This window comes from Nonomuraea sp. bgisy101 (assembly GCF_057708945.1).
Window position 1 is genome coordinate 81,478 of the sequence record NZ_JBYITD010000031.1, and the last position, 21,341, is coordinate 102,818.

Here is a 21,341-nt window from a genome sequence, read left to right on the forward strand (position 1 = left end):
GGGGTCCCGGTCCTTCTCAGGGCCGGGGCCTCCCCTTTTCCTCCAGGTAGCGCCGCTCCGGCACGCTGGCCGTCAGCGCCGCCGCCCTGGCGTACGACTCGCGCGCGGCCCGCTCCTCCCCCGCCATCTCCAGCAGATGCCCCCGTACGGCATGCAGCCGGTGATGCCCGTCGAGCCCCTCGATGGTGTCGAGCAGGGCCAGACCCTCGCGCGGCCCCCGCGCCATCGCCACCGCCACCGCCCGGTTGAGCGTCACCATCGGCCCCGGCGCCACCCGCGCCAGCAGCTCGTACAGCGCCACGATCTGCGGCCAGTCGGTCTCCCCCTCCTCGGTGTGCACGGCGGCGATCGCCGCCTGGAGCTGGTACGGCCCCAGCGGCCCCCGCGACAGCGCCGCCGTCACCAGCTCGACGCCCTCGCCGATCAGATCCTTGTCCCACAGGCTCCTGTCCTGCTCGTCCAGCGTGATCAGCGCGCCGTCCACGCTCGTGCGCGCCGCGCGACGGGCGTCGGTAAGCAGCATGAGCGCCAGCAGCCCCGCCACCTCGCCGTCGTCCGGCAGCAGCCGGCGCACGGTCCTGGCCAGCCTGATCGCCTCACCGGTGAGGTCGGCGCGATGCAGGTCGGGCCCCGAGGTGGCGGTGTAACCCTCGTTGAAGATCAGATAGAGCACGTGCATGACCACGTCGAGCCGGTTGGGCGTCAGCTCGAAGGTGGCGCCGGACTTCTTGATCGTCGCCTTCGCCCTGCTGATCCGCTGGGCCATCGTCGACTCGGGCACCAGGAAGGCCCCTGCGATCTCCGCGGTCGACAGACCCCCGACCGCGCGCAGCGTCAGCGAGATCTGAGAGGCGGGCGTCAGCGCGGGATGGCAGCACATGAACAGCAGCGTCAGCGTGTCGTCCTGGTCGGAGACCTCCGGCGGCTCCTCGTAGGCCTGCTCCACCTCCCTGCGCCGCCGCGCCTCCTCACTGCGGATCTCGTCGATCATCCGGCGGGAGGCGACCGTGACCAGCCAGGCCTTCGGATTGTCCGGCACGCCGTCCTTCGGCCACTGCGTCGCCGCCGCGAGCAGCGCCTCCTGCACCGCGTCCTCGCACGCGTCGAACCGGCCGTAACGCCGCACGAGCACCTGCGGCGCCAGCTCCCTCAGCAGCTCTTCCCTCATGCCCGCGTCATTCACCGAGCACCTGCGGCGCCGGCTCTCTCAGCAGTTCTTCCCTCATGCCCGCGTCATTCCTCGAAGACGGGACGCAGCTCGATCGCGCCGCCGTAGGCCACGTCCGGCCAGCGCATGGCCACCTCGAGCGCCCGCTCGGGCGAGGCGCAGTCGATGACGCAGTAGCCCGCGAGGTACTCCTTCGACTCCAGGAAGGGCCCGTCGGTGACAGCCGGCACGCCGTTCTTCAGCGTGATCGTCCGCGAGCCGGCCGGGTCGGCGAGCGCCTCGCCGCCCACCCACTCGCCCGCGGCGGTGAGCTCGGCCATGAGGTCCTCCACCGTCGCCATGGCCTGGTCGATGTTCTCGCTGACGGCCTGCGCTGCGGAGGCGTTCGTGTAGATCATCAACATGTACTTCATGAATTCGACGCTACATGTCGAGACATGCCGAGCGCGGGCCGTCCGAGCGCGGGCCGTCGGCTCGCAGGGCTGCTGCTCGTCGGGCAGGCGGACAACGTGGTCGCGGTGTCGGCGGAGGGTTCGCGCGCGGCATCGCCGCCCTCGGCAGCCTCGGCGCCGCCGTCCGCCGCCCGGCCCCTGCCCGAGGACGCGCAGGGGCCGTCCGCGAGAGCTTGTCCGCCTCGGGCCTCGATCCGGTGTCGCCGCCTACCGGCGGCCGTCCATGGGCCCCCACCTGAGGTCGTTCATGTGCGGCCGACCTCGCGAGCTCACCCCTCTGAGGTCACCCTCGTGGAGCCGGCCTCGTGAGGTCATGCCCCTGTGCTCCCCGTCGGGGAACCGGCCACGCGAGGTCGTCCCCCTGTGCTCGCCTCCGGGGAACCAGTCCCGCGAGCCCATCCCCCCGCGATCCTCGTTGGGGAACCGACCACGCGAGGTCGTCCCCCTGTGCTCGCCACCGGGGAACCAGCCCCGCGAACCCATCCCCCCGCGCTCGCCGCCGGGGAACCGATCACGCGAGGTCGCCCCCCTGTGCTCGCCACCGGGGAACCAGCCCCGCGAACCCATCCCCCCGCGCTCGCCGCCGGGGAACCGATCACGCGAGCCCGTCCCCCTGTGCTCGCCACCGGGGAACCAGCCCCGCGAGCCCATCCCCCCGCGCTCGCCGTCGGGGAACCGACCACGCGAGCCCGTCCCCCTGTGCTCGCCACCGGGGAACCAGCCCCGCGAGCCCGTCCCCCTGTGCTCCTCGTCGGGGATCCGATCACGTGAGGTCGCCCCCCTGTGCTCCTCGCCCTGGAACCGACCGCTCCAGGTCATCCCCCTGAGGTCGCCCTCGCCGGGTCGGCGCCCGAAGTCGCCCTCCTCGGGCCGCTGCCTCGATGTCGCCGTTCTGAAGGTGAAGACCGATCTCGTCTCGGCCCGCATCTTGCAGGCGTTGCTGAAGGTCTCCCTGTACTTGATCGTCCTGCCGTCCCACACGCCGGTGGCGGTCGCGCGGACGGGCTCGTACCCCGCGGTGCATCTGAGGCTCGGGTCGGGCTCGAGCGCGGCGGGGTCGCCGCCGACCGCGTCGAGCTCCGCGCAGGCCTGCTGCGGGTTCGGATGCGTGGAGGCCTGGGACGGATCACACGTCAGAAGTGCCAGGCGCGACCCGGCGCTCAGAATGATCATCCGCTTCTGGTTGACCTTCTTCATGATCACGTCGGCGATCCCCCGCACAGGATCAGGGTTCGGGTCGGGGGTCGCCGTCGCGGGCGCGGGAGACGCGGCGAAAGCCGTACAGCAAAGCACGGCCAAACATGCGAGTCTTCTCATGACAAGAAGCCTCTCCTGGGCCTTTGACCAGGGACAACGACCGACGCGCGGGATATTGGGCACCTATCGGACGATGCCCTCATACAAGCACTTGCCTTTCTTGATCAGATAACGATCGCCAATCCAGGCTGCAATAGCGCTTACGATCTGGAAAAATCGCTCGTTACGGTCCAAGGAAGGCATTTCATGATCCCCCGCATGAGGCAACTCGCGATCGCCGCTGCCAGCGGCGTTCTGCTGATGCTGCCCGCAATCACGGGGGTCTCCCACGCCGCCGCCACCGCTCCGCCCGACTACGTCTACTCCGAGCCGCTGGCCAAGTCCGACGCCGAGATGCGCAAGGTCGCCGAGTACTGGAAGCCCGAGCGCCTCAAGGACGCCGACAACAACTCCCCCGCCACGCCCGGCACCAAGGTGTCCACGCCGTCGTCCTCGCCCTCCACCTCGGCGGGCTCGTTGATCAACAACAGCGCCGCCAAGAGGCGCGCGCCACGCGACATCGCGCCGGCCGCACCCGCCAAGGGCGGCGTCGCCAAGACGATCGGCAAGGTCTACTTCCAGCAGGGCGGCAGGGAGTTCTGGTGCTCGGCCAGCGCGGTCGCCGCCAAGAACCGCAGCCTCGTCGCCACCGCGGGCCACTGCGCGTGGGACCCGCGCCTCGGCAAGAGCGCCAACTGGGTGTTCGTCCCCAACCCCGGCAAGGACGGCGACGCGCCCGACGGCGTCTACGTCGGCTCGACGCTCTACATGCACGAGGACTGGGCGGCCATCGGCGACTACGACTACGACTACGCCTTCATCTCCGTCCACCGCGGTTTCCGCTGGACGACAGAGAACGGCAAGGCCGTCATGAAGGACGTCGGCAGGCTGGCGGACAACGTCGGCGGGCTGGGCCTGACGGTCGGCAAGAAGACCGGCAACCAGGTCAGCGCCTTCGGCTACCCCGCGGGCGCGCAGCCCGACAACTCGCACCCGTTCGACGGCCGCACGCTCAAGACGTGCGACGGCAAGACCAAGCGGACCGTCAACCCGACCCGCAACCTGCAGTGGGGCGTGCTGCTCACCGGCTGCGACTTCAGCGCGGGAGCCAGTGGCGGGCCGTGGATGCTCGGCTACAAGCCGTCGACGGGCCTGGGCTACCTCAACGGGATCAACAGCCTCACGTGGAACCTGGACGCGGTGGGCAAGTACGACGCGGTGTCCTCGCCGTACTTCGCCGCGACGACGTTCGAGGTCTACGATCACGCGGCCAACGACTCCATCACCTGAAATTTCGGGATTTCGGACGGCCACCTCGGCAAAATGTGGCCCAGATCACACACACTCGTGGCAACCATTTGATCACCTACGCGTCAAGGGCGCGCTGATCAGCACAGATCACGCAAGGTCACTTCATCTCAGACAGATCACGGTCCGCGCAGTTCGCCCGACTTGTCCGTTGACGTGATCAAGTGGAAATTCACATGACCGAAGCCGCCCCTGTAGGTTCCTTTGCTATCCGTTTGCTGACTCTTGGGACGCAACAGGCGTCACGGTCAGCGCAAAGGAAACCTGGAGTTATACCTTGAAGCGCATCTTCCTCCCCGCTGGTGGTGCGATCCTGGCCACCGGTCTCCTGGCCGCTGGCCTTTCCGGCACCGCCCAGGCCGCCCGCGACATCGCCTCCGACCCCATGGCGCGGAACGCCGGCGACGCCGCCTCCATCGCGACCTTCTGGTGGAAGTCGAACGGCGCCGCCCTCCGCCAGGCCAGCGCCTACTACTGGGACTCCAAGGAGGTCAAGAAGCTCGTCTCCAAGGGCGGCTACACCCCCGACGGCAACCCCGGCATGGTGGCCCCGACCGGTAACTCCACCAGCACCGGCAAGGCCCAGAACGTCAACATCCCCCGCACCATCGGCAAGGTGTTCTTCCTCGACGCCAGCGGCCGTCCCCGCTGGTGCTCGGCCACCTCCATCCAGGGCAACTACAAGAACCTGGTCGCGACCGCCGGTCACTGCGTCTACGACACCGACGGCAACGCCGACACCATGTCCAAGTGGGTCTTCGTCCCCGGCTACTACCAGGGCAAGACGCCGTGGGGCATCTACGTCGGCAAGCAGGCGTTCACGCACTACGACTTCGACGTCTACGAGGACTACGACCGCGACTACGCGTTCGTCACCGTCTACAACGGCATCCGCTTCACCGGCGTCAAGCAGGTCGACGGCCGCGACTACGACCGCTTCGTCGGGCCCAAGTTCGGCGGCCGCTACATCCTGCTGTCCGAGGACGCGGGCCGTCTCGGCGACAACGTCGGCGGCCAGGGCCTCGCCTACAACCAGCCGACCGGCAAGATCGTGCGCACCTTCGGCTACCCGTACGCGCCCCACCCCGACGGCAGCAAGCCGTACACCGGTGTCACCCCCAAGAACTGCTATGGCAAGACGTCGGCCAAGACCGTCGGCGCGCCGGACAAGAAGATCGAGGAGCACGTGGCGCTGAAGTGCCCCGTGACCCCCGGTTATGACGGTGGCCCGTGGCTGCTCAACTACAGCAACGCCAAGCGTCTCGGTTACGTGAACGGTGTCACCAGCACCTTCAACGACCAGGACGGCAACGACCGCGTCGACTACATCTCCTCGCCGTACTTCGACGGCGAGACGGCCGCTGTGTACAACGCGGCCAAGAACACGGCATCCGGCAAGATCGTCGGCCCGAGCGGCGAGCTGCTCAAGTAACACCCAGCGTTTCCTGAGAAGGGCCCGGCCCCCGCCGGGCCCTTCTCCATGTCTCCACCCGGCGTCCCCGCGTCCAACACCCTTCTTTCTGTGCTCCCCCACCGGGGGGCGTCCTCGAATCCCCCGGAGCCAGAAGGCCTTCAGGTTGCCCGCCGCCCACCAGGTCGAGCGACCACCCCCCACGCACCCCACATCGCCACACGCGCCGCGACTCTCCTCGGGGACCACAGGCCGGCCTCGTACCGCGCGGCGCGTCCCCCCACCCGTTCGCCGGTCACCACGAGCAGGACGGTCGGTGGCCACGCCCGATTGACGGCTTCTCCAAAGGGTGATGAGATCCCGGGTCAGCGTCGCAGTGCACCCGGCAAAGAGACCGCCGCGGGCATGGAGGCGCCGAAAACCTGGGAAACACGTGCCATCACCCACCGACCCCGCCGAACGCCTCGAAGCGTTCGGCACCCAACTGATCGACGTTCACTTCTGGCTCCGCGAAGAGCTCTCGAAGCTGCGTGACAGCCTGGAGGGCAACACCCGCCGCCCGCGCGAACTCCGCGCCCACTGCCTGACCTTCTGTTCGGCCCTCGAAAGGCACCACACGGGCGAGGACGACACCGCCTTCCCCGCCCTGGCCGAGGAGTTCCCCGACCTCCGCCCCGTCCTGGAGAAACTCCAGCAGGACCACCACCTGGTGGCCGACATCCTCCGCAGAATCGAGGCCCTGGCCGGCGACGCCGGGATAGAGCCGGGCGAGGCCGAGGTCCAGCGAGTAAGCCGGGAGCTCGACGGCCTGGCCGCCATCATGGAGTCCCACTTCGCCTTCGAGGAGCGCCAGATCACCGCTGCGCTCAACGCGCTGAAGGCCCCCGGGTGGACGGAATCACCCCCGGACTTCCTCAAAACCTGACTGAAAACCGACCAACGGGCCGCCCCACGGGGCGGCCCGTTCTGTTGCCCTTCCATGGACCGTGCCAACGCGATCACTCACCGTTACGGCAAGCGCCCGAAACGTAGCCCGAAGTCTCTTTCCTGAACGTTTCCTGGCAAGATCGAGTGATATTAGACGGAGTGAGTCCCGATTCGGTGCCATCCGGTTCCTGTGATCTGAGTCACATTAGAGCCCTTACGCAGAGTGTCCCCCCACTCACTCCACTTCCGCCTCATGCGCAACAACCCCACGAGACCCTGCGAAAACGTGGTGCGACGATCACTCCCCGCGATCATCTCTGACTGATAACGGAAGGGTCACGCCGGTAAGGGCGATTCTCAGATGCCTCGAGACGGCTTCCACCTGCAAAGATCACCGCGTTATGGTCCTTGCTATCCCTTTACTGACGCATGGGACACATGTTGCGTCCCACGACAGAGCAAGGAGCAGTTCCCTTGAAGCGCATCCTCCTCCCCGCCGGCGGCGCCGTTCTGGCCACCGGCCTTCTGGCTGCCGGTCTGGCCGGTACCGCTCAGGCCGCCAGCGACATCGCCAGCGACCCGCTGGCGAAGAACGCTGAAGTCGCCACGTCCATCGCCAAGTACTGGGCCGAGTCGAACGGTGCCGCCCTCAGGGCCGCCAAGGAGTCGAACGTCTGGGACAGCAAGGACGTCGCCAAGCTGAAGTCGACCGGCGGCTACAGCGCCGACACCAAGCCGGGTGTCGTCGCGCCGATCGGCGAAGAGAAGAAGACCGCGACCAAGTCGCAGAACGTCAACATGCCGAAGACCATCGGCAAGGTCTTCTTCATCAACTCCAAGGGCGAGCGCCGGTGGTGCTCCGCCACCTCGATCCAGTCGAGGTACCGCAACCTGGTCGCCACGGCCGGTCACTGCGTCTACGACACGGCCGGTAACTCCGACGTCATGTCGAAGTGGGTCTTCGTCCCGGGTTACTACCAGGGCAAGACGCCGTTCGGCATCTACGTCGGCAAGCAGGCGTTCACGCACTACGACTTCGACGTCTACGAGGACTACGACCGCGACTACGCGTTCGTCACCGTCTACAACGGCATCAAGTTCGACGGTGCCAAGACGGTCACCAAGTCCGAGTTCGACGCCTTCAAGGGTCCGAAGTTCGTGGACGAGAAGGACGTCAAGGTCACGAAGGACGAGTACGAGAAGTGGGTCGGCACCACCGGTCGAGTCGGCAAGGTCGTTGACGAGGTCAAGCCTCAGACGACCGGCCCCGAGGACAACCGCGGCGTCTACACCCCGCTCGAGGTCAGCGAGAAGGCCTACAACGACGCGGCCAGCGTCGGCGGCCCGACCGTGATCAAGGTGGGCGCCCAGGCGTTCAAGACCACGACCCTCGTGTCCAAGGAAGAGGCGGCGGCCTACAAGGGCCCGGGCAACGCCTACGAGGACAAGGCCAACGGCCAGTGGAAGATCGACCGCTACTACACCAAGCAGTGGGTCATCCCCGGCAAGGACGCCGAGTACTACATCATCGAGAGCCGTTACATCATCGTCCCCGTGACGGATGCGGGCCGCCTCGGTGACAACGTCGGTGGTCAGGGCTTCGCCTACAACCAGCCCACCGGCAAGTACGTCCGCGTGTTCGGTTACCCGGCTGCGGCGCACCCCGACGGTCACAAGAACTTCACCGGCATCACGCCCAAGTGGTGCTACGGCAAGACCACGGCCAAGACCGTTGGTTCCGCCGCCAAGAAGATCGAGGAGCACATCGCACTGAAGTGCTCCATGACCGAGGGCGCCGACGGTGGCCCCTGGCTGCTCAACTACAGCAACGCCAAGCGTCTCGGCTACGTGAACGGTGTCGTCAGCACCTTCAACGACCAGGACGGCAACGACCGCGTCGACTACATCTCCAGCCCCTACTTCGACGGTGAGACCAACTCCGTCTACAAGGCCGCTGCGAACGTGTGGTCCGGCAAGATCACCGGCTGAGCTGTCGTACAACCGAGCTGAGGGGTGATCCTCGGCTTACCTAGCAACACCAGAGGGGCCCGACGACAGTCGGGCCCCTCTGCGTTTGGGTGACATTCGTAGGTCTGATCGAAATTTGCTGGCCCCTTCGACGCACGACGGCGCGAAACGGTGCCATCAGACGAATGTGATCTGCATCACACGCGATCCTCACCCGGTGCGACCGGGGCACTGCAACCTCATTCGCCACACTAACCACATCTTTATGATGATCTGCGGAAACAGTCCCCTGTCCCCGCGGACACCCAGCGTGCGCTTCGGACGCCTAAACATCACAGAACGATCACGCCCGACTTGTGCGGCCTTTTCCTGCCAAAGCGGCTTCCAGTTTTCAAGATCGGCACTGTATGTTCCTGGCTATCCCTTTACTGACGCATGGGACGCAAGAGGCGTTCCACGACAGCGCAAGGAGTTACCTTGAAGCGCATCCTCCTCCCTGCTGGTGGTGCCGTTCTGGCCACCGGTCTGCTGGCCGCTGGTCTCGCCGGTACCGCCTCGGCGACGCCTGCTCCCCAGGACGAGTACCTCGCGAAGAGCACCGAGATTGCTCTGAACACGATCGACTTCTGGACGAAGTCGAACAACTACGCCCTGAAGCAGGCCACGGCCTACCACTGGGACTACAAGGAAGTTAAGAAGCTCGTCTCCAAGGGTGGCTACACCGCCGACACCAAGCCGGGTGTCGTCGCGCCCATCGGCGAGGAGAAGAAGGTCGCGGCCAAGGTTCACAACGTGAACATGCCGAAGACCATCGGTAAGGTCTTCTTCGAGGCCCGGGACGGCAAGCTGTACTGGTGCTCCGGCACCTCGATCCAGTCGAACTACAAGAACCTGGTTTCGACTGCCGGTCACTGCGTCTACGACCTGGCCAACAACGGCGAGGTTGTGTCCCGCTGGGTCTTCGTCCCCGGTTACTACCAGGGCAAGACGCCTTACGGCATCTTCGTCGGCAAGCAGGCCTACACCCACTACGACCTCGACGTGTACGAGGACTACGACCGCGACTACGCGTTCGTGACCGTGTACAACGGCATCGGTGGCGTGGGTGGCCAGGAGGTCGCTTACGACGCGTGGAAGGCTCACACGGGTCGCAAGGACGTCAAGGTCGAGAAGATCAAGGTCTCCAAGGACGAGTACGAGAAGTGGGTTGCCACCACCGGCAACACCGGTGACGTCGTGCCCGCCACCGCCCCGCAGACCACTGGTCCGCAGGACTCGCGCGGCGTGTACGAGCCCAAGGAAGTCAACGAGGCCGACTACAAGGCCGCTGCGGCTGTCGGCGGGCCGACCGACGTCAAGGTCGGCGCGCAGGCGTTCGTCACCACCACCGTCGTCTCCGAGCAGGAGGCTGAGAAGCCGGGCCTGGGCAAGGCGTACCAGGACCCCGCCACCAAGCAGTGGAAGATCGACCGCTTCTACGTGAAGCAGTGGGTCATCGCTGGCTCGGACGCGCAGTACTTCATCTTCAAGCCGCACTTCATCATCGAGAAGCTCGTTGACACGGGCCGTCTCGGTGACGTCGTCGGTGGCCAGGGCTTCGCGTACAACCAGCCCACCGGTGGCATCGTCCGTACCTTCGGCTACCCCTACGCTGAGCACCCCGACGGCTCCAAGCCGTACACCGGTGTGACGCCGAAGTGGTGCTACGGCAAGACCAGCGCCAAGCTGGTTGGCTCCGCCGCCAAGAAGATCGAGGAGCACGTGGCGCTGAAGTGCCCCGTGACCCCCGGTTACGACGGTGGCCCGTGGCTGCTGAAGTACAGCAACGCCAAGCGTCTCGGCTACGTGAACGGTGTCACCAGCACCTTCAACGACCAGGACGGCAACGAGCGCGTCGACTACATCTCGAGCCCGTACTTCGACGGTGAGACCGCCGCCGTGTACAAGGCTGCTGCCAACCAGGCGTCCGGCAAGATCCTGCCGACCGTCGGTAGCTAGTCTTCGCGATCACCCGGAGCCTGAGGGTCCAAACCTCGGAACTCCACCATGCTTCATCCGAAGGGCTCGGCTTCTGCCGGGCCCTTCGGCCTTTTCTGGAGAAAACACTCAGAAAAGATCCCTTACGCAAGTGACGCAAGGGTCGATAGGGTCCTTACACCCTTTTGTTAACTCTGTGGAGCCTCCCGTTGAAGCGCCTGCTCATCCCCCTGGCGGCTGCCGGCCTGGCGGCCGCAGCTCTCGCCGCGCCGGCCGCCGCCGCGCCGAGCTGGGTCACCGATCCCCTCGCACCCAAGCCCGCGGACGCCTACAGCACCGCCCTGTTCTGGCTCGACGCCAACGGCGCTGCCCTGAAGAAGGCCGCCCAGTACCACTGGGACTACAAGAACATCACCAAGCTTGTCCGGGTGAGCAGCGACACCCCCGATGACGGTAAGCCCGGCGTCGTCGCCCCCATCGGCGCCGCGACGACCGGCGGCAAGGTGAAGAACGTCAACCTGCCCAAGACGATCGGCAAGGTCTTCTTCGTCGACAGCAAGGGCGACTACCGCTGGTGCTCGGCCACCTCGGTCCAGTCCAGGCACCGCAACCTGGTCGCGACCGCGGGCCATTGCGTGTACGAGCGCGGCCGTGACGTGTTCGCCAAATGGGTCTTCGTGCCCGGCTACTACCAGGGCAAGGCACCCTTCGGTGTCTTCGCCGGCGCGTACGCCTTCACCACCTACGATCTCGACACCTACGACGACTACGACGGCGACTTCGCTTTCGTGGCGGTCCACAACGGCTTCGACCTTCCAGGCTCGCGTGAGGTCTCCCCGAGCGAGTTCGCTGAGTGGAAGGGCGACAAGTGGGTCGACAACAGGTGGCAGAAGGTCGCGAAGGACGACTACGAGAAGGGCGTCAACGCCGGGCGACTCGGCAGGATCGTCGACGGTGTCGCCACCCAGACCACGGGGCCTGAGGACAAGCGAGGGGTCTTCCAGCCGAAGGAGGTCTCGTCGGAGACCTACGACGACGCGGCAGGGCTCGATGTGACGCGGATCGGTGCGAAGGCCCGCTCGACCACGACCGTCCTCTCCGACCAGGAGGCCGCGGAGTACCAGAGCCTGAAGGCGCTGACCGCAGCCCAGCGAGCCGAGCGTTTCGAGAAGAACCAGGTCAAGTACTGGGACAAGTCGGAGTCCTTCCTCGGAACCGTGACGGGCGGAGCCGGCTCGGCGAAGCTCACCAGGTACTACGTCAAGCAGTGGATCATTCCCGGGGCCGACGCCGCCTACTTCCTTGGCGACCCGCACTTCATGATCGGCTTGGCCAAGGACACCGGCAAGCTCGGCGACACAGTCGGCGGACAGGGCATGGCATGGAACCAGCCGCAGGGCCAGCCGGTGTTCGCCTTCGGCTACCCCGCGGACGAGCACCCCGACGGCAGCAAGCCGTACACCGGCGTCACGCCCAAGTACTGCTACGGCAAGACGGGCACGAAGACGTACCAGGTGAACAGCTTCAGGGTCGAGACCCACCAGGTCCTGAAGTGCTCGATGACCGGCGGCGCGGACGGCGGGCCGTGGCTGCTGAAGTACAGCAACAGCAAGCGCCTCGGCTACGTCAACGGCGTGACCAGCCTGTTCCACGACCAGGACGGCAACGACCGGGTCGACCTGATCAGCTCGGCGTACTTCGACGGTGAGACCGCCGACGTCTACAACAAGGCGCAGTTCGCGGAGACCAAGAGCATCATCGGCCCCAAGGGCGAGATGCTCGGCTGAGTGTGTGCGGCGGCCCGGCTCGCCACCAGCCGGGCCGCCTCATGCGCGTCACACAGGGGTGAGTTCCTTGACGTGTTCGTTGAGGGCGACCACCGGTGGTTCCGAGCGGTACGGCTCCAGCCGCCGCCGCAGGTCGAGCGCGTAGGTCCGCGTCCTGACCGACTGGAGCTCGTTGGCCAGCCCCAGCGCCTCCGTGGCCGTCTCGCAGGCCTCCTCGAGTTCCCCGCACTGCAGCAGCCCGGCCGCCAGCAGCGAGAGGTTGAACATCCGCCCTCGCACGTACCGGCCGTCCATCTCCAGCGATCTGCGTGCGTATCGTACGGCCCGCTCCCCCTCCCCCAGGTCCCTGTAGCAGTGGGCGAACTTCGCCGCCAGGTAGGCCTCGTCGAAGTAGGACAGCCAGGCTGGCTCCTCCCCCGGCGCCCGCCGCGCGAAGTCGCGTTCGGCGGCGTTGAGCGAGGCGGCGCACGACGTCTTGTCGCCCAGCCCGGCGTGCGCGTGGGCCTCGAGGACGTGGCAGGAGGCCATGAGCGTGTGGATGCCCGCCCGCAGCGCGGACTGCTGGGCGGCGCGGGCCAGGTCGAGCGCGTGGGCGGGCTGTCCCATGTAGAGGGCCTGGTGGCTCATCCCGGCGAGGATCTCGCCACCCAGCCCGTCGTCGCCGGCGCCGCGGGCCAGCCGGAGGCCCTGGATGAGGTAGCGCTGGGCGAGGCCGTGCTGTTCGAGGTCGTAGGCCATCCAGCCGGCCAGCCTGGTCAGCTCGGCGGCGGCCGAGGCGAGGCGCTTGCCCGTGCTCTCGCCGTACGAACCTTCTTTGAGCAGCGGCGTGACGGCGGTGTCGAGGTACTTGACCACGGCCGAGCGGACCCTGCCCCCGCCGAATCGGTTGTCGAGCTCGCCGAACGAGCGGGTGACCTCGTGGATGGCGGAGATGTCGGCCATCCCCACCCTGCGCCCGCCGGTCGCCGAGGGGTGCGCCTCGGGCGGGAACGTCAGCCAGCGGATGGCTCCGACCGAACCCGCCCCGATCGCGAAGGTGGAGTCGACCAGGAACTTGCGTCGTTCCACGTCCGCTCGCCACAGAGCTGTCACTGTCGCGACCCCCTCCTGCCAGGTGTGCGTGAACTCCTGCCCGAGGTGGAGGGGCGTCGCGATGACCGGCATACCGAGATCTTCCGGTGTGACCTTGCGGCCGAGACGCAGCGCGAAGATCTCCGTCAGCAGCGAGGGGACGGGGTCACGCGGCCGCTGGCCACCGATCCAGCGGAGAACGGAGCTGTGGTCGTACTTCAGGCCTGGCGTGCCTCTGGCCGCGCCCAGGTCGTTGAGCCTGCGGGCAAGCCCCTTGTGGGAGAAGCCCGCTTCGGCGATGAGCGCCTGGAGCGGCCGGTTGGCCTCACGTTCCATGGGCCCCCCAGCGGAGAGTCGCACGTCATTACAGGGAGCTCCAGTTGTAGCACGGAACGTAACGCCAATATCGCCGTTCCCAAAAGGAACGGCAAACTTCCCCGCGAGACAGGTCGCCGCCACGCACCTGGACCTGCCCTTGACCCGCGGGTCGCACCGCCCGGGTCAGGCGAGCCGGGCGGCGCTACCGGCATGGACGGTCGATCGGTGGGTCCGCCGGCCGTGGGCCGACATCGGGGAACGAGCCGTCACCGAACAGGATCCGCGCCGCCAGGGCACGACCGGCACGTCCGCGTAGCACGGTCACCGCCGCCTCTGCCGCGGCGGGAGATCGGATGCCGGCGAACACGCGGCGCAGCAACAGCCGGCCACGGAACCGGCGCCGCAACGCATCCCCGTCGTACCGGCTCAACACGCGCCGGTCGCCGGTACGCAGGTACCCGGCGGCGACCGCCGCGGCCAGTTCGGACATGCGCAAGCAGGGGTCCAACCCGCCGGCCGTCAGCGGCGACACCGCGCCCGCCGCGTCTCCGACGAGCAGCCCTGCGGGGCACGCCAACCGTCGCAGCACACCGCCGACCGGGATCGGACCACCTCGGCGCTCGACCTGACCGGCCGGCGCCGCGCGGCCTGGCGCGTCCGCGGCGAAAGCGTCCAGCAGGTGGCGGATGCCGGTGCGCATGGCCTCCGGATACCCGGCGACGCCGACATGCGCGTGCCGGCCGTCGTCGATGACCCACCCCAGGTACCCCGGAGCGACCCGTGGGTCCAGCACGCAGTGGAACGCCGGGGTCGTCGTGCCCGACGCGATCGGGTGGACGAGCTCGGAACCGACGAGGAAGCGCCGGTTGACATCGAGGCCGAGATCACGGGCCACCCGGGAGCGGGCGCCGTCCGCGCCAACGACGAAACGGGCCGTCACCGGTCCCGCACCCGCGAACCGCACGACACCCATCGACGCGTCGACATACCGTACGCCCAGGAGGACCCGTGCCCCGGCCGACTCCGCCGCGCGGCGCGCGTGCTCGTAGACGGCCGCCATGTCGGCCACGCGGTACTCGTCGCGGTCACTGGCGAGCCGGATCGGTGCCCGCCGCGACGGCGGATACAGCAGCACGTCCCGCACGCCGGGCCCGAGCAGATGGTCCGGCAGGTCGAAGTCATCGAGGGTGCGACGCACGAAGATCCCGGTCGTGCGAATACCCGTCGACAGCGACCTGCGGCGGTCGACCACCATCACCTTCAGTCGCTGTCGCGCGAGCAGGCGGGCCGTGTGCAGGCCGGCCAGGCCCGCACCCACGACCAGGACATCCACTGTCTGCATATCCTGCGACGGTAGGCGCGATGCCCCGCCCGGGCGACTGTTTGCACACGACCTGCCCGATACCTCCACACCGCCGCCACACTCGGGATCGTGGATCGCCCAGGGCGGACGACGGTGGGGAGACGCGCCGGACGCGGAAGGCCCCCGGCGGTGACCGTGCCGGGGGCCCACGCGAGTGTCAGAGCCTGGCCACGCCGTCCTCGCGGGCCTGGGCGGCCACCGCGGCGATCACGGCGGGGGCGACCCTGGAATCGAACGGGCTGGGGATGACGTAGTCCTCCCGCAGCTCGTCACCGACCACGTCCGCGAGCGCCGTCGCCGCCGCCACCTTCATGTTCTCGGTGATGGTGGAGGCCCGGACGTCCAGCGCCCCCCTGAACACGCCGGGGAAGGCCAGCACGTTGTTGATCTGGTTCGGGAAGTCGGAACGCCCCGTCGCCACCACCCGCGCGTGACGGGCGGCCACCGAGGGGTGCACCTCGGGCGTCGGGTTGGACAGCGCGAACACGATGGAGTCGGCCGCCATGGAGGCGATGGCCGCCTCCGACACGGTCGAGCCGGACAGGCCGACGAACACGTCGGCGCCCGACAGCGCCTCCTCGGTCGAGCCCGTGAGCCCGTTCCTGTTGGTGTCGGCCGCCAGGGCCTCCTTGAAGGGGTTCAGACCGGAGCGGCCCTCGTAGATCATGCCGCGCGAGTCGGACACCGCGATGTCGCCGATGCCCGCGTTGAGCAGCATGCGGGTGACCGCGACGCCCGAGGCCCCGGCCCCTGCGACGACGGCGCGCAGCGCGCTGAGCGGGCGCCCCGTCAGGCGGGCGGCGTTCTGGAGGGCGGCCAGCACGACGATGGCCGTGCCGTGCTGGTCGTCGTGGAAGACGGGGATGTCCAGCAGGTCCCGCAGCCTGTCCTCGACCTCGAAGCAGCGGGGTGCGCTGATGTCCTCGAGGTTGATGCCGCCGAAGGAGGGCGCGAGCCTGGCGACGGTCTCCACCAGGGCGTCGACCGAGGTGCAGTCGAGGCAGATGGGCACCGCGTCGACCCCGGCGAACTCCTTGAACAGCAGCGCCTTGCCCTCCATGACCGGCATGGCGGCCGAGGGGCCGATGTCGCCGAGCCCGAGGACGGCGGTGCCGTCGGAGACGACCGCGACGACGTTGGACACCCAGGTGTAGTCCCTGGCGAGTTCGGGGGACTCGGCGATGGCCGTGCAGACCTTGGCCACGCCTGGCGTGTAGGCGAGGGAGAGGTCGTCCGCGTCGCGGACGGGGATGGTGGAGCGGACCTCGAGCTTGCCCCCGCGGTGCAGGGCGAAGGCGGGATCCAGGTCGAGGGATTCGAGAGAGACAGAAGCGGGCGTGACAGCCACAGCGACCCCAGTAGTCATCGGAATGGGCACGAACCAGACGCCGCACGAAAGGTGTCGTGGAGCAGGCGTCTTCGTGAGGGGGTACGGGGGTCACCCGTTTTTTGATTCTGCCACATACTGAGACGCGCGCATGTGTAAGGAGTGTTAACAGGTTGGATCTGACCTCATACGCGGAGTTGGCGGTCCTTCTCATCAACGGTGAGCTTCCTGACGAGAACGGCCTGCGCGAGGAACTGGCGTCCGTCTTCGCGCTCGCCGACGCGGGCAAGCACGAGGAGGCGGTCGAGCTGCTCAACGTGCTGCTCGCGCGGCATCCCGTGCGTCCGCAGATCTCCGCGCACGACGGGCAGGACTGGCACCTCCACCTGTCGGAGGGCGGCCCGGTGATGGGCCTGGCCGTCGTGGTCACCGAGCTGGGCGCCGACAGGCTGGGCGTCTGCAGGGAGGCGCGGTGCTCGAAGGTGTTCGTCGACACCTCCTCCAACCGCTCGCGCCGCTACTGCTCCGAGCGCTGCGCCAGCAGGGCGAACGTCGCCGCCTACCGCGCGCGCCGTAAGAGCGGCCGGTAGCCGCGCGGCAGCGGCAGGACCTACCTGACCCGCCGCAGAAGCGGCCAGTAGCGCAGCACGACGCGGCCCACGATGTCGTCGACGGGCCCGAAGTCCCAGCTGTCCCTGCGTCCGGGGGCGCGCTGGTTGTCGCTCTCCAGCCACCACCCTTCGGCCCCGTGCCACTGGGCGCGTTTGACGATCAGCTTCGAGGGCTCGCCGGGCAGTCTGGCCACGACCAGGTCGCCGGGATGGACCGCCGCGCCACGCCGTACCAGCAGCCAGTCACCCGGCCGCAGCGCGGGCCGCATGGAGTCTCCTTCGACACGCACCCTCATGGGCTTGCGATCTCCCTGCACGAGTAAGGTCGGTAACTGGACCAAGCTGACACAGCATCAAGGAAGGACTTTCTGATGCTCGCACGACTGCTACGACCCAAGCACGTCGCTTCGGCGCACTGCGACCTCCCCTGCGGCGTCTACGACCCCGCGCAGGCCCGGATCGAGGCCGAGTCGGTCAAGGCGATCATGGAGAAGTACGCCGGCAACGAGGACCCCGTCTTCCGCGCCCGCGCTCTCACCATCAAGGAGGAGCGCGCCGAGCTCGTCAAGCACCACCTGTGGGTGCTGTGGACCGACTACTTCAAGCCGCCGCACCTGGAGACCTACCCTCAGCTGCACCAGCTGTTCTGGGAGGCCACCAAGCTCGCGGGCGCCGCGGGCGGCAAGGGCACGGTCGACGTGGGCAAGGCCGACGAGCTGCTCGGCAAGATCGACGAGATCTCCAAGATCTTCTGGGAGACGAAGGCGGCCTGAACAGCCGCTGAAGGGCCCCGCGACTGCGGGGCCTTTTTCGTTGGTTGGCGCGTCTGAGGACGCCAATCGGCTCCAGGTGGCGGTAAGTTGCAGAGAGCGTCCTATACGCGAGGAGGAACGTGACCGAGGACACCGAGGCGCGCGTGATCCGTGATGTGGTGAGCGTCAGGCTTCCCGCCGCGAGCGCGTACTTGTCCGTGCTGCGTACGGCGACCGCCGGCCTGGCCGCACGGCTTGACTTCACGCTCGACGAGATCGAGGACCTGCGCATCGCCGTCGACGAGGCGTGCGCCATGCTGCTGAACGAGGCGGTGCCGGGCACCGACTTGACGGCCGAGTTCGAACTGACCGGGCAGGAGATGCAGGTCAGGGTGGAAGTCGCGACCGTGGGCAGTTCGGCGCCGAAGCGCGATGACTTCGCGTGGATGGTGCTGACCGCCCTGGCCGACGACGTGGACGCGGTCACCGATTCCCCCGACCGCATGGCGATCGTTCTGCGTAAGCGCCGAGGCGCGGCGAGGCCGGCGTGACGGAAAGGACTGGAGCCATGGCCGCCAGCGACCACGCCGTGCCCGACAGGGTGCGCGCCCGCATGCTTTTCGCCGAGCTGGCCGAGCTGGGCCCCGACGAGCCGCGCAGGCAGCGCATCAGGGACGAGCTGGTCGAGCTTCATCTCCCCCTGGTGGAATACCTGGCCCGTCGCTTCCGCAACAGGGGCGAATGGCTCGACGACCTGACCCAGGTCGCCACCATCGGCCTGATCAAGTCGATCGACAGGTTCGACCTGGCGCGCGGGGTGGAGTTCTCCACGTACGCGACGCCGACCATCGTCGGCGAGATCAAGCGTCACTTCCGTGACAAGGGCTGGGCCGTGCGGGTGCCGCGCAGGCTCCAGGAGCTGAAGCTGTCGCTGACCAAGGCGATAAGCGAGCTTTCGCAGCGCGAGGGGCGTGCGCCGACGGTGGCCGAGCTGGCCGCCTACCTGAAGATGACCGAGGAGGAGGTGCTCGAGGGTCTGGAGTCGGCCAATGCCTATTCCACGGTCTCGCTCGACGCCCCCGACTCGGGCGACGACGACGCGCCCGCCGTGTCCGACTCGCTGGGGATCGTGGACGAGTCGCTCGAGGGCGTCGAGTACCGCGAGTCGCTCAAGCCGCTGCTGGAGCGGCTGCCTCCGCGCGAGAAGCGCATCCTGCTGCTGCGGTTCTTCGGCAACATGACCCAGTCGCAGATCGCCACCGAGCTGGGGATCTCGCAGATGCACGTGTCCCGGCTGCTGGCCCGCACGCTCGCGCAGTTGCGCGAGGGGCTGACGGCCGAGGACTAGCCGCCGTACAACGCCCTCGTGGTCGGCGGCGCGAGCAGCGTGCCCAGTCCCGCGATCGCGACGACCAGCAGTGGTATGCCGATCGCGGGCTGGCCCGACTGGATCACCGTCACCGACACGGGGATCATGAAGATCTGGGTCAGTACGCCGGGTGCCCTGCCCCAGCGCTCTGCCCTGAGCAGCCCGCCCCAGGCGACCCAGATCAGTCCCGCGCCGATGAGGATGCCGAACGCCGCCTCGGCGACGGCCGCGGTGGTGTCGCCCGCCTGCCCTGCCAGGGTGCCGACCGCCGCGTAGATCCCGAGCCCGAGCGCCACGAGCCCTTCCAGCGCCACGATCGCGGCCGCCACCACCAAACTCCAAGGGCGCATGCGTGTGTTCTTTCCTCTTGTACGGCAAGCGGGGTCAAGGCCAACGCCGGTCACCGGTGACCGGCCGTCCTCCACGCTACTCCAGCGGGACTTCGGCCGGCCGCCGTCACATCGGGATCGATGGACCGGCTTGCGATCTCCCATCATCCCGCTCCGCCCCTTCGGTCTCCCAACCGGCCGCCCTGCACGAAAGCCACCCAAGCCGACATCTTGGTCAGCCGTGACCGTTTATGGACAAGACGGACATGGATCGTTGGCTACGCTGGCCGTATGCGCGCGATGCTCCTGGTCAACCCCAAGGCCACGACGACGAATCACCGCACGCGAGACGTGCTCATCCGCGCCCTCAGCGCGGCGGTCGACCTGACGGTCGAGGAGACCGGCTACCGAGGGCACGCGGCAGCGCTGGCGAGCACCGCGCACGCCAAGGGCTACGACACCGTCGCGGTGCTCGGCGGCGACGGCACGGTGAACGAGACGGTCAACGGCCTGCTCGAAGGCGAAGGCCATGACCAGGGCGAACGCCCGTCCCTCCTGGTGATCCCCGGCGGCAGCGCGAACGTCTTCGCCCGCGCGCTGGGCCTGCCGAACGACCCTGTCCAGGCGACCGGTGCGGTGCTGGAGGCACTGCAGGAGGGCCGCAAGAGGTCGGTGGGTTTGGGTCAGGCCCTCTGGGACGACCAGAGCCGCTACTTCACCTTCTGCTCGGGGCTCGGCTACGACGCCGAGGTGGTGCGCGCGGTCGAGGGCCTTCGTGGCGCCGGCCGCAAGGCGACTCCCGCACGCTATGTGAACACCGCTCTGCGGCACTATCTGTCCACGGACAAGCGGCATGCCGCGATGAGTGTGAAGGGCCCCGGCATCCCGACCGCCGAGGGCGTCTTCATGGCGATCATCTGCAACACCACTCCATGGACCTACGTCGGCTCGCAGGCGGTCTCGCCGACTCCATGGGCGAGCTTCGAGACCGGGCTCGACCTGCTGGGGCTCCAGCGCATGGGCCTCCCGTCGATGGCCTCGATCATCCATCAGATCCTCACGGAGCGTGACACCCTTCCGAAGGGCAGGCACCTCGTCCAGCTCCATGACGAGCCCGAGTTCACGATCTCCGCGGAGCGCCCTGTCGCCTTCCAGCTCGACGGGGACTACCTCGGAGAACGCGAGTCCGTAACGTTCCGGTCTATCCCGAACGCGTTACAAGTACTGGTCTAGACGGTTACATTCGGTCATTGTGTGATGCATCCGACATCCATATCCACCAAAACTTCGCCCCAAACCTCTTGCGTGTACTAAGCGTGGCTGGAAGTCTCATCAGTGACGTCGGAACGTAGGACCTTTAAACCACCCAAGGCTCCTACCGGCGACGGCGCGGACACCCCCGGGTCCAACCCAGGATTCGGGTAAAGGCTCGCGCTAGTTAGTGAAAGTCTTCACAAAGTAGACCGCACGGAGCCGGCTAGCGACGGCTCCATCTACGAAGGAGTGGACGCATGGACTGGCGCCACCGAGCTGCCTGCCGTGACGTGGACCCTGAGCTGTTCTTCCCGATCGGCAACACGGGCCCGGCCCTGATGCAGATCGAGGAGGCCAAGCAGGTCTGCCGTTCCTGCTCGGCCGTCGACTCGTGCCTGAAGTGGGCCCTCGAATCCGGACAGGACGCCGGTGTGTGGGGCGGTCTCAGCGAGGACGAGCGTCGCGCCCTCAAGCGCCGCACGGCCCGCGCCCGCGCTCGCGCCACCGCCTGAACCCCATCGTCTCCATGACGCCTGGCGAGTGAGTCTTTCCTGCCAGGCCCGCGGCCCCGAGGGGCCGCGGAACGCGAGACCAGTGTCCGCGCCCCGCACGACGGGGCGCGGACCGCGGTCTTTCACGGCCTCTGTCCTCGG

At 67.8% G+C, this 21,341-nt stretch carries 20 protein-coding genes; 12 read left to right on the plus strand and 8 right to left on the minus strand.

What is annotated here, in order from left to right:
- Positions 1-16 precede the first annotated feature (16 nt).
- The 3 genes from AC3EO4_RS42130 to AC3EO4_RS42140 form a co-directional block, all read right to left on the minus strand.
- A complete protein-coding gene (locus AC3EO4_RS42130; RefSeq protein WP_431901218.1) occupies positions 17-1,168 on the minus strand; it encodes an RNA polymerase sigma factor in 1,152 nt (383 codons plus the stop codon).
- Between the two features lie 65 nt (positions 1,169-1,233).
- A complete protein-coding gene (locus AC3EO4_RS42135) occupies positions 1,234-1,581 on the minus strand; it encodes a YciI family protein (protein WP_379576275.1) in 348 nt (115 codons plus the stop codon).
- A gap of 246 nt (positions 1,582-1,827) precedes the next feature.
- Positions 1,828-2,937, minus strand: a complete 1,110-nt coding sequence (locus AC3EO4_RS42140; protein WP_431901221.1) for an SSI family serine proteinase inhibitor — start codon at positions 2,935-2,937, stop codon at positions 1,828-1,830.
- A 198-nt stretch (positions 2,938-3,135) separates the two neighbouring features.
- Between AC3EO4_RS42140 and AC3EO4_RS42145 the strand changes: the two genes are divergently transcribed.
- The 6 genes from AC3EO4_RS42145 (at position 3,136) to AC3EO4_RS42170 (ending at position 12,294) form a co-directional block, all read left to right on the plus strand.
- The gene (locus AC3EO4_RS42145) at positions 3,136-4,206 is read left to right on the plus strand and encodes a trypsin-like serine peptidase (protein ID WP_431901223.1); all 1,071 of its coding nucleotides are present in this window, start codon (positions 3,136-3,138) and stop codon (positions 4,204-4,206) included.
- 295 nt (positions 4,207-4,501) lie between these two features.
- The gene (locus tag AC3EO4_RS42150) at positions 4,502-5,656 is read left to right on the plus strand and encodes a trypsin-like serine peptidase (RefSeq protein WP_431901225.1); all 1,155 of its coding nucleotides are present in this window, start codon (positions 4,502-4,504) and stop codon (positions 5,654-5,656) included.
- 412 nt (positions 5,657-6,068) lie between these two features.
- Positions 6,069-6,560, plus strand: coding sequence for a hemerythrin domain-containing protein (locus AC3EO4_RS42155; RefSeq protein ID WP_431901227.1), 492 nt, complete (start codon positions 6,069-6,071; stop codon positions 6,558-6,560).
- 476 nt (positions 6,561-7,036) lie between these two features.
- Positions 7,037-8,551 carry a trypsin-like serine peptidase gene (locus AC3EO4_RS42160; protein WP_379576280.1) on the plus strand — a complete coding sequence of 505 codons (1,515 nt, stop codon included), beginning with the start codon at positions 7,037-7,039 and terminating at the stop codon, positions 8,549-8,551.
- A 456-nt stretch (positions 8,552-9,007) separates the two neighbouring features.
- Positions 9,008-10,528, plus strand: coding sequence for a trypsin-like serine peptidase (locus AC3EO4_RS42165; protein WP_379576281.1), 1,521 nt, complete (start codon positions 9,008-9,010; stop codon positions 10,526-10,528).
- A 188-nt stretch (positions 10,529-10,716) separates the two neighbouring features.
- Positions 10,717-12,294 (plus strand): trypsin-like serine peptidase, encoded by a 1,578-nt coding sequence (locus AC3EO4_RS42170; protein WP_431901230.1) that lies wholly within the window; start codon positions 10,717-10,719, stop codon positions 12,292-12,294.
- 48 nt (positions 12,295-12,342) lie between these two features.
- Here the strand turns inward: AC3EO4_RS42170 and AC3EO4_RS42175 are convergent, their stop codons facing one another.
- The 3 genes from AC3EO4_RS42175 to AC3EO4_RS42185 all read right to left on the minus strand — a co-directional run bounded on the left by AC3EO4_RS42175 (position 12,343) and on the right by AC3EO4_RS42185 (position 16,412).
- Complete coding sequence (locus tag AC3EO4_RS42175) at positions 12,343-13,701, minus strand: NsdA family TPR-like regulatory protein (protein ID WP_379576283.1); 1,359 nt, start codon at positions 13,699-13,701, stop codon at positions 12,343-12,345.
- 184 nt (positions 13,702-13,885) lie between these two features.
- Positions 13,886-15,025, minus strand: a complete 1,140-nt coding sequence (locus AC3EO4_RS42180; RefSeq protein WP_431901279.1) for an NAD(P)/FAD-dependent oxidoreductase — start codon at positions 15,023-15,025, stop codon at positions 13,886-13,888.
- Between the two features lie 178 nt (positions 15,026-15,203).
- Entirely contained in the window at positions 15,204-16,412 is a 1,209-nt protein-coding gene (locus AC3EO4_RS42185) for an NAD(P)-dependent malic enzyme (RefSeq protein WP_379576285.1), read from the minus strand.
- Positions 16,413-16,546: 134 nt separating this feature from the next.
- Between AC3EO4_RS42185 and AC3EO4_RS42190 the strand changes: the two genes are divergently transcribed.
- Positions 16,547-16,963 (plus strand): CGNR zinc finger domain-containing protein, encoded by a 417-nt coding sequence (locus tag AC3EO4_RS42190; RefSeq protein ID WP_431901233.1) that lies wholly within the window; start codon positions 16,547-16,549, stop codon positions 16,961-16,963.
- Between the two features lie 20 nt (positions 16,964-16,983).
- Here AC3EO4_RS42190 and AC3EO4_RS42195 read toward each other — a convergent pair whose 3' ends face one another.
- Positions 16,984-17,325 (minus strand): S24 family peptidase, encoded by a 342-nt coding sequence (locus AC3EO4_RS42195; protein WP_379576287.1) that lies wholly within the window; start codon positions 17,323-17,325, stop codon positions 16,984-16,986.
- Positions 17,326-17,355: 30 nt separating this feature from the next.
- On the opposite strand from AC3EO4_RS42195, the gene sodN reads away from it, so the two are divergent.
- The 3 genes from sodN (at position 17,356) to AC3EO4_RS42210 (ending at position 19,084) form a co-directional block, all read left to right on the plus strand.
- Positions 17,356-17,757, plus strand: a complete 402-nt coding sequence (gene sodN / locus AC3EO4_RS42200; RefSeq protein ID WP_358135023.1) for a superoxide dismutase, Ni — start codon at positions 17,356-17,358, stop codon at positions 17,755-17,757.
- A gap of 119 nt (positions 17,758-17,876) precedes the next feature.
- Complete coding sequence (locus AC3EO4_RS42205; RefSeq protein WP_183655876.1) at positions 17,877-18,287, plus strand: ATP-binding protein; 411 nt, start codon at positions 17,877-17,879, stop codon at positions 18,285-18,287.
- A gap of 17 nt (positions 18,288-18,304) precedes the next feature.
- Positions 18,305-19,084, plus strand: coding sequence for an RNA polymerase sigma factor SigF (locus AC3EO4_RS42210; RefSeq protein ID WP_379576288.1), 780 nt, complete (start codon positions 18,305-18,307; stop codon positions 19,082-19,084).
- Here AC3EO4_RS42210 and AC3EO4_RS42215 read toward each other — a convergent pair.
- Positions 19,081-19,455, minus strand: coding sequence for a hypothetical protein (locus AC3EO4_RS42215; protein WP_379576289.1), 375 nt, complete (start codon positions 19,453-19,455; stop codon positions 19,081-19,083). The two genes, AC3EO4_RS42210 and AC3EO4_RS42215, sit on opposite strands and share 4 nt — an antisense overlap.
- Positions 19,456-19,725: 270 nt before the next feature.
- Between AC3EO4_RS42215 and AC3EO4_RS42220 the strand changes: the two genes are divergently transcribed.
- Both AC3EO4_RS42220 and AC3EO4_RS42225 read left to right on the plus strand, forming a co-directional pair.
- Positions 19,726-20,667, plus strand: coding sequence for a diacylglycerol/lipid kinase family protein (locus tag AC3EO4_RS42220; protein ID WP_379576290.1), 942 nt, complete (start codon positions 19,726-19,728; stop codon positions 20,665-20,667).
- Positions 20,668-20,945: 278 nt separating this feature from the next.
- On the plus strand, positions 20,946-21,200 hold the full coding sequence (locus tag AC3EO4_RS42225; protein ID WP_358135037.1) for a WhiB family transcriptional regulator: 255 nt from the start codon (positions 20,946-20,948) through the stop codon (positions 21,198-21,200).
- Positions 21,201-21,341 lie beyond the last annotated feature (141 nt).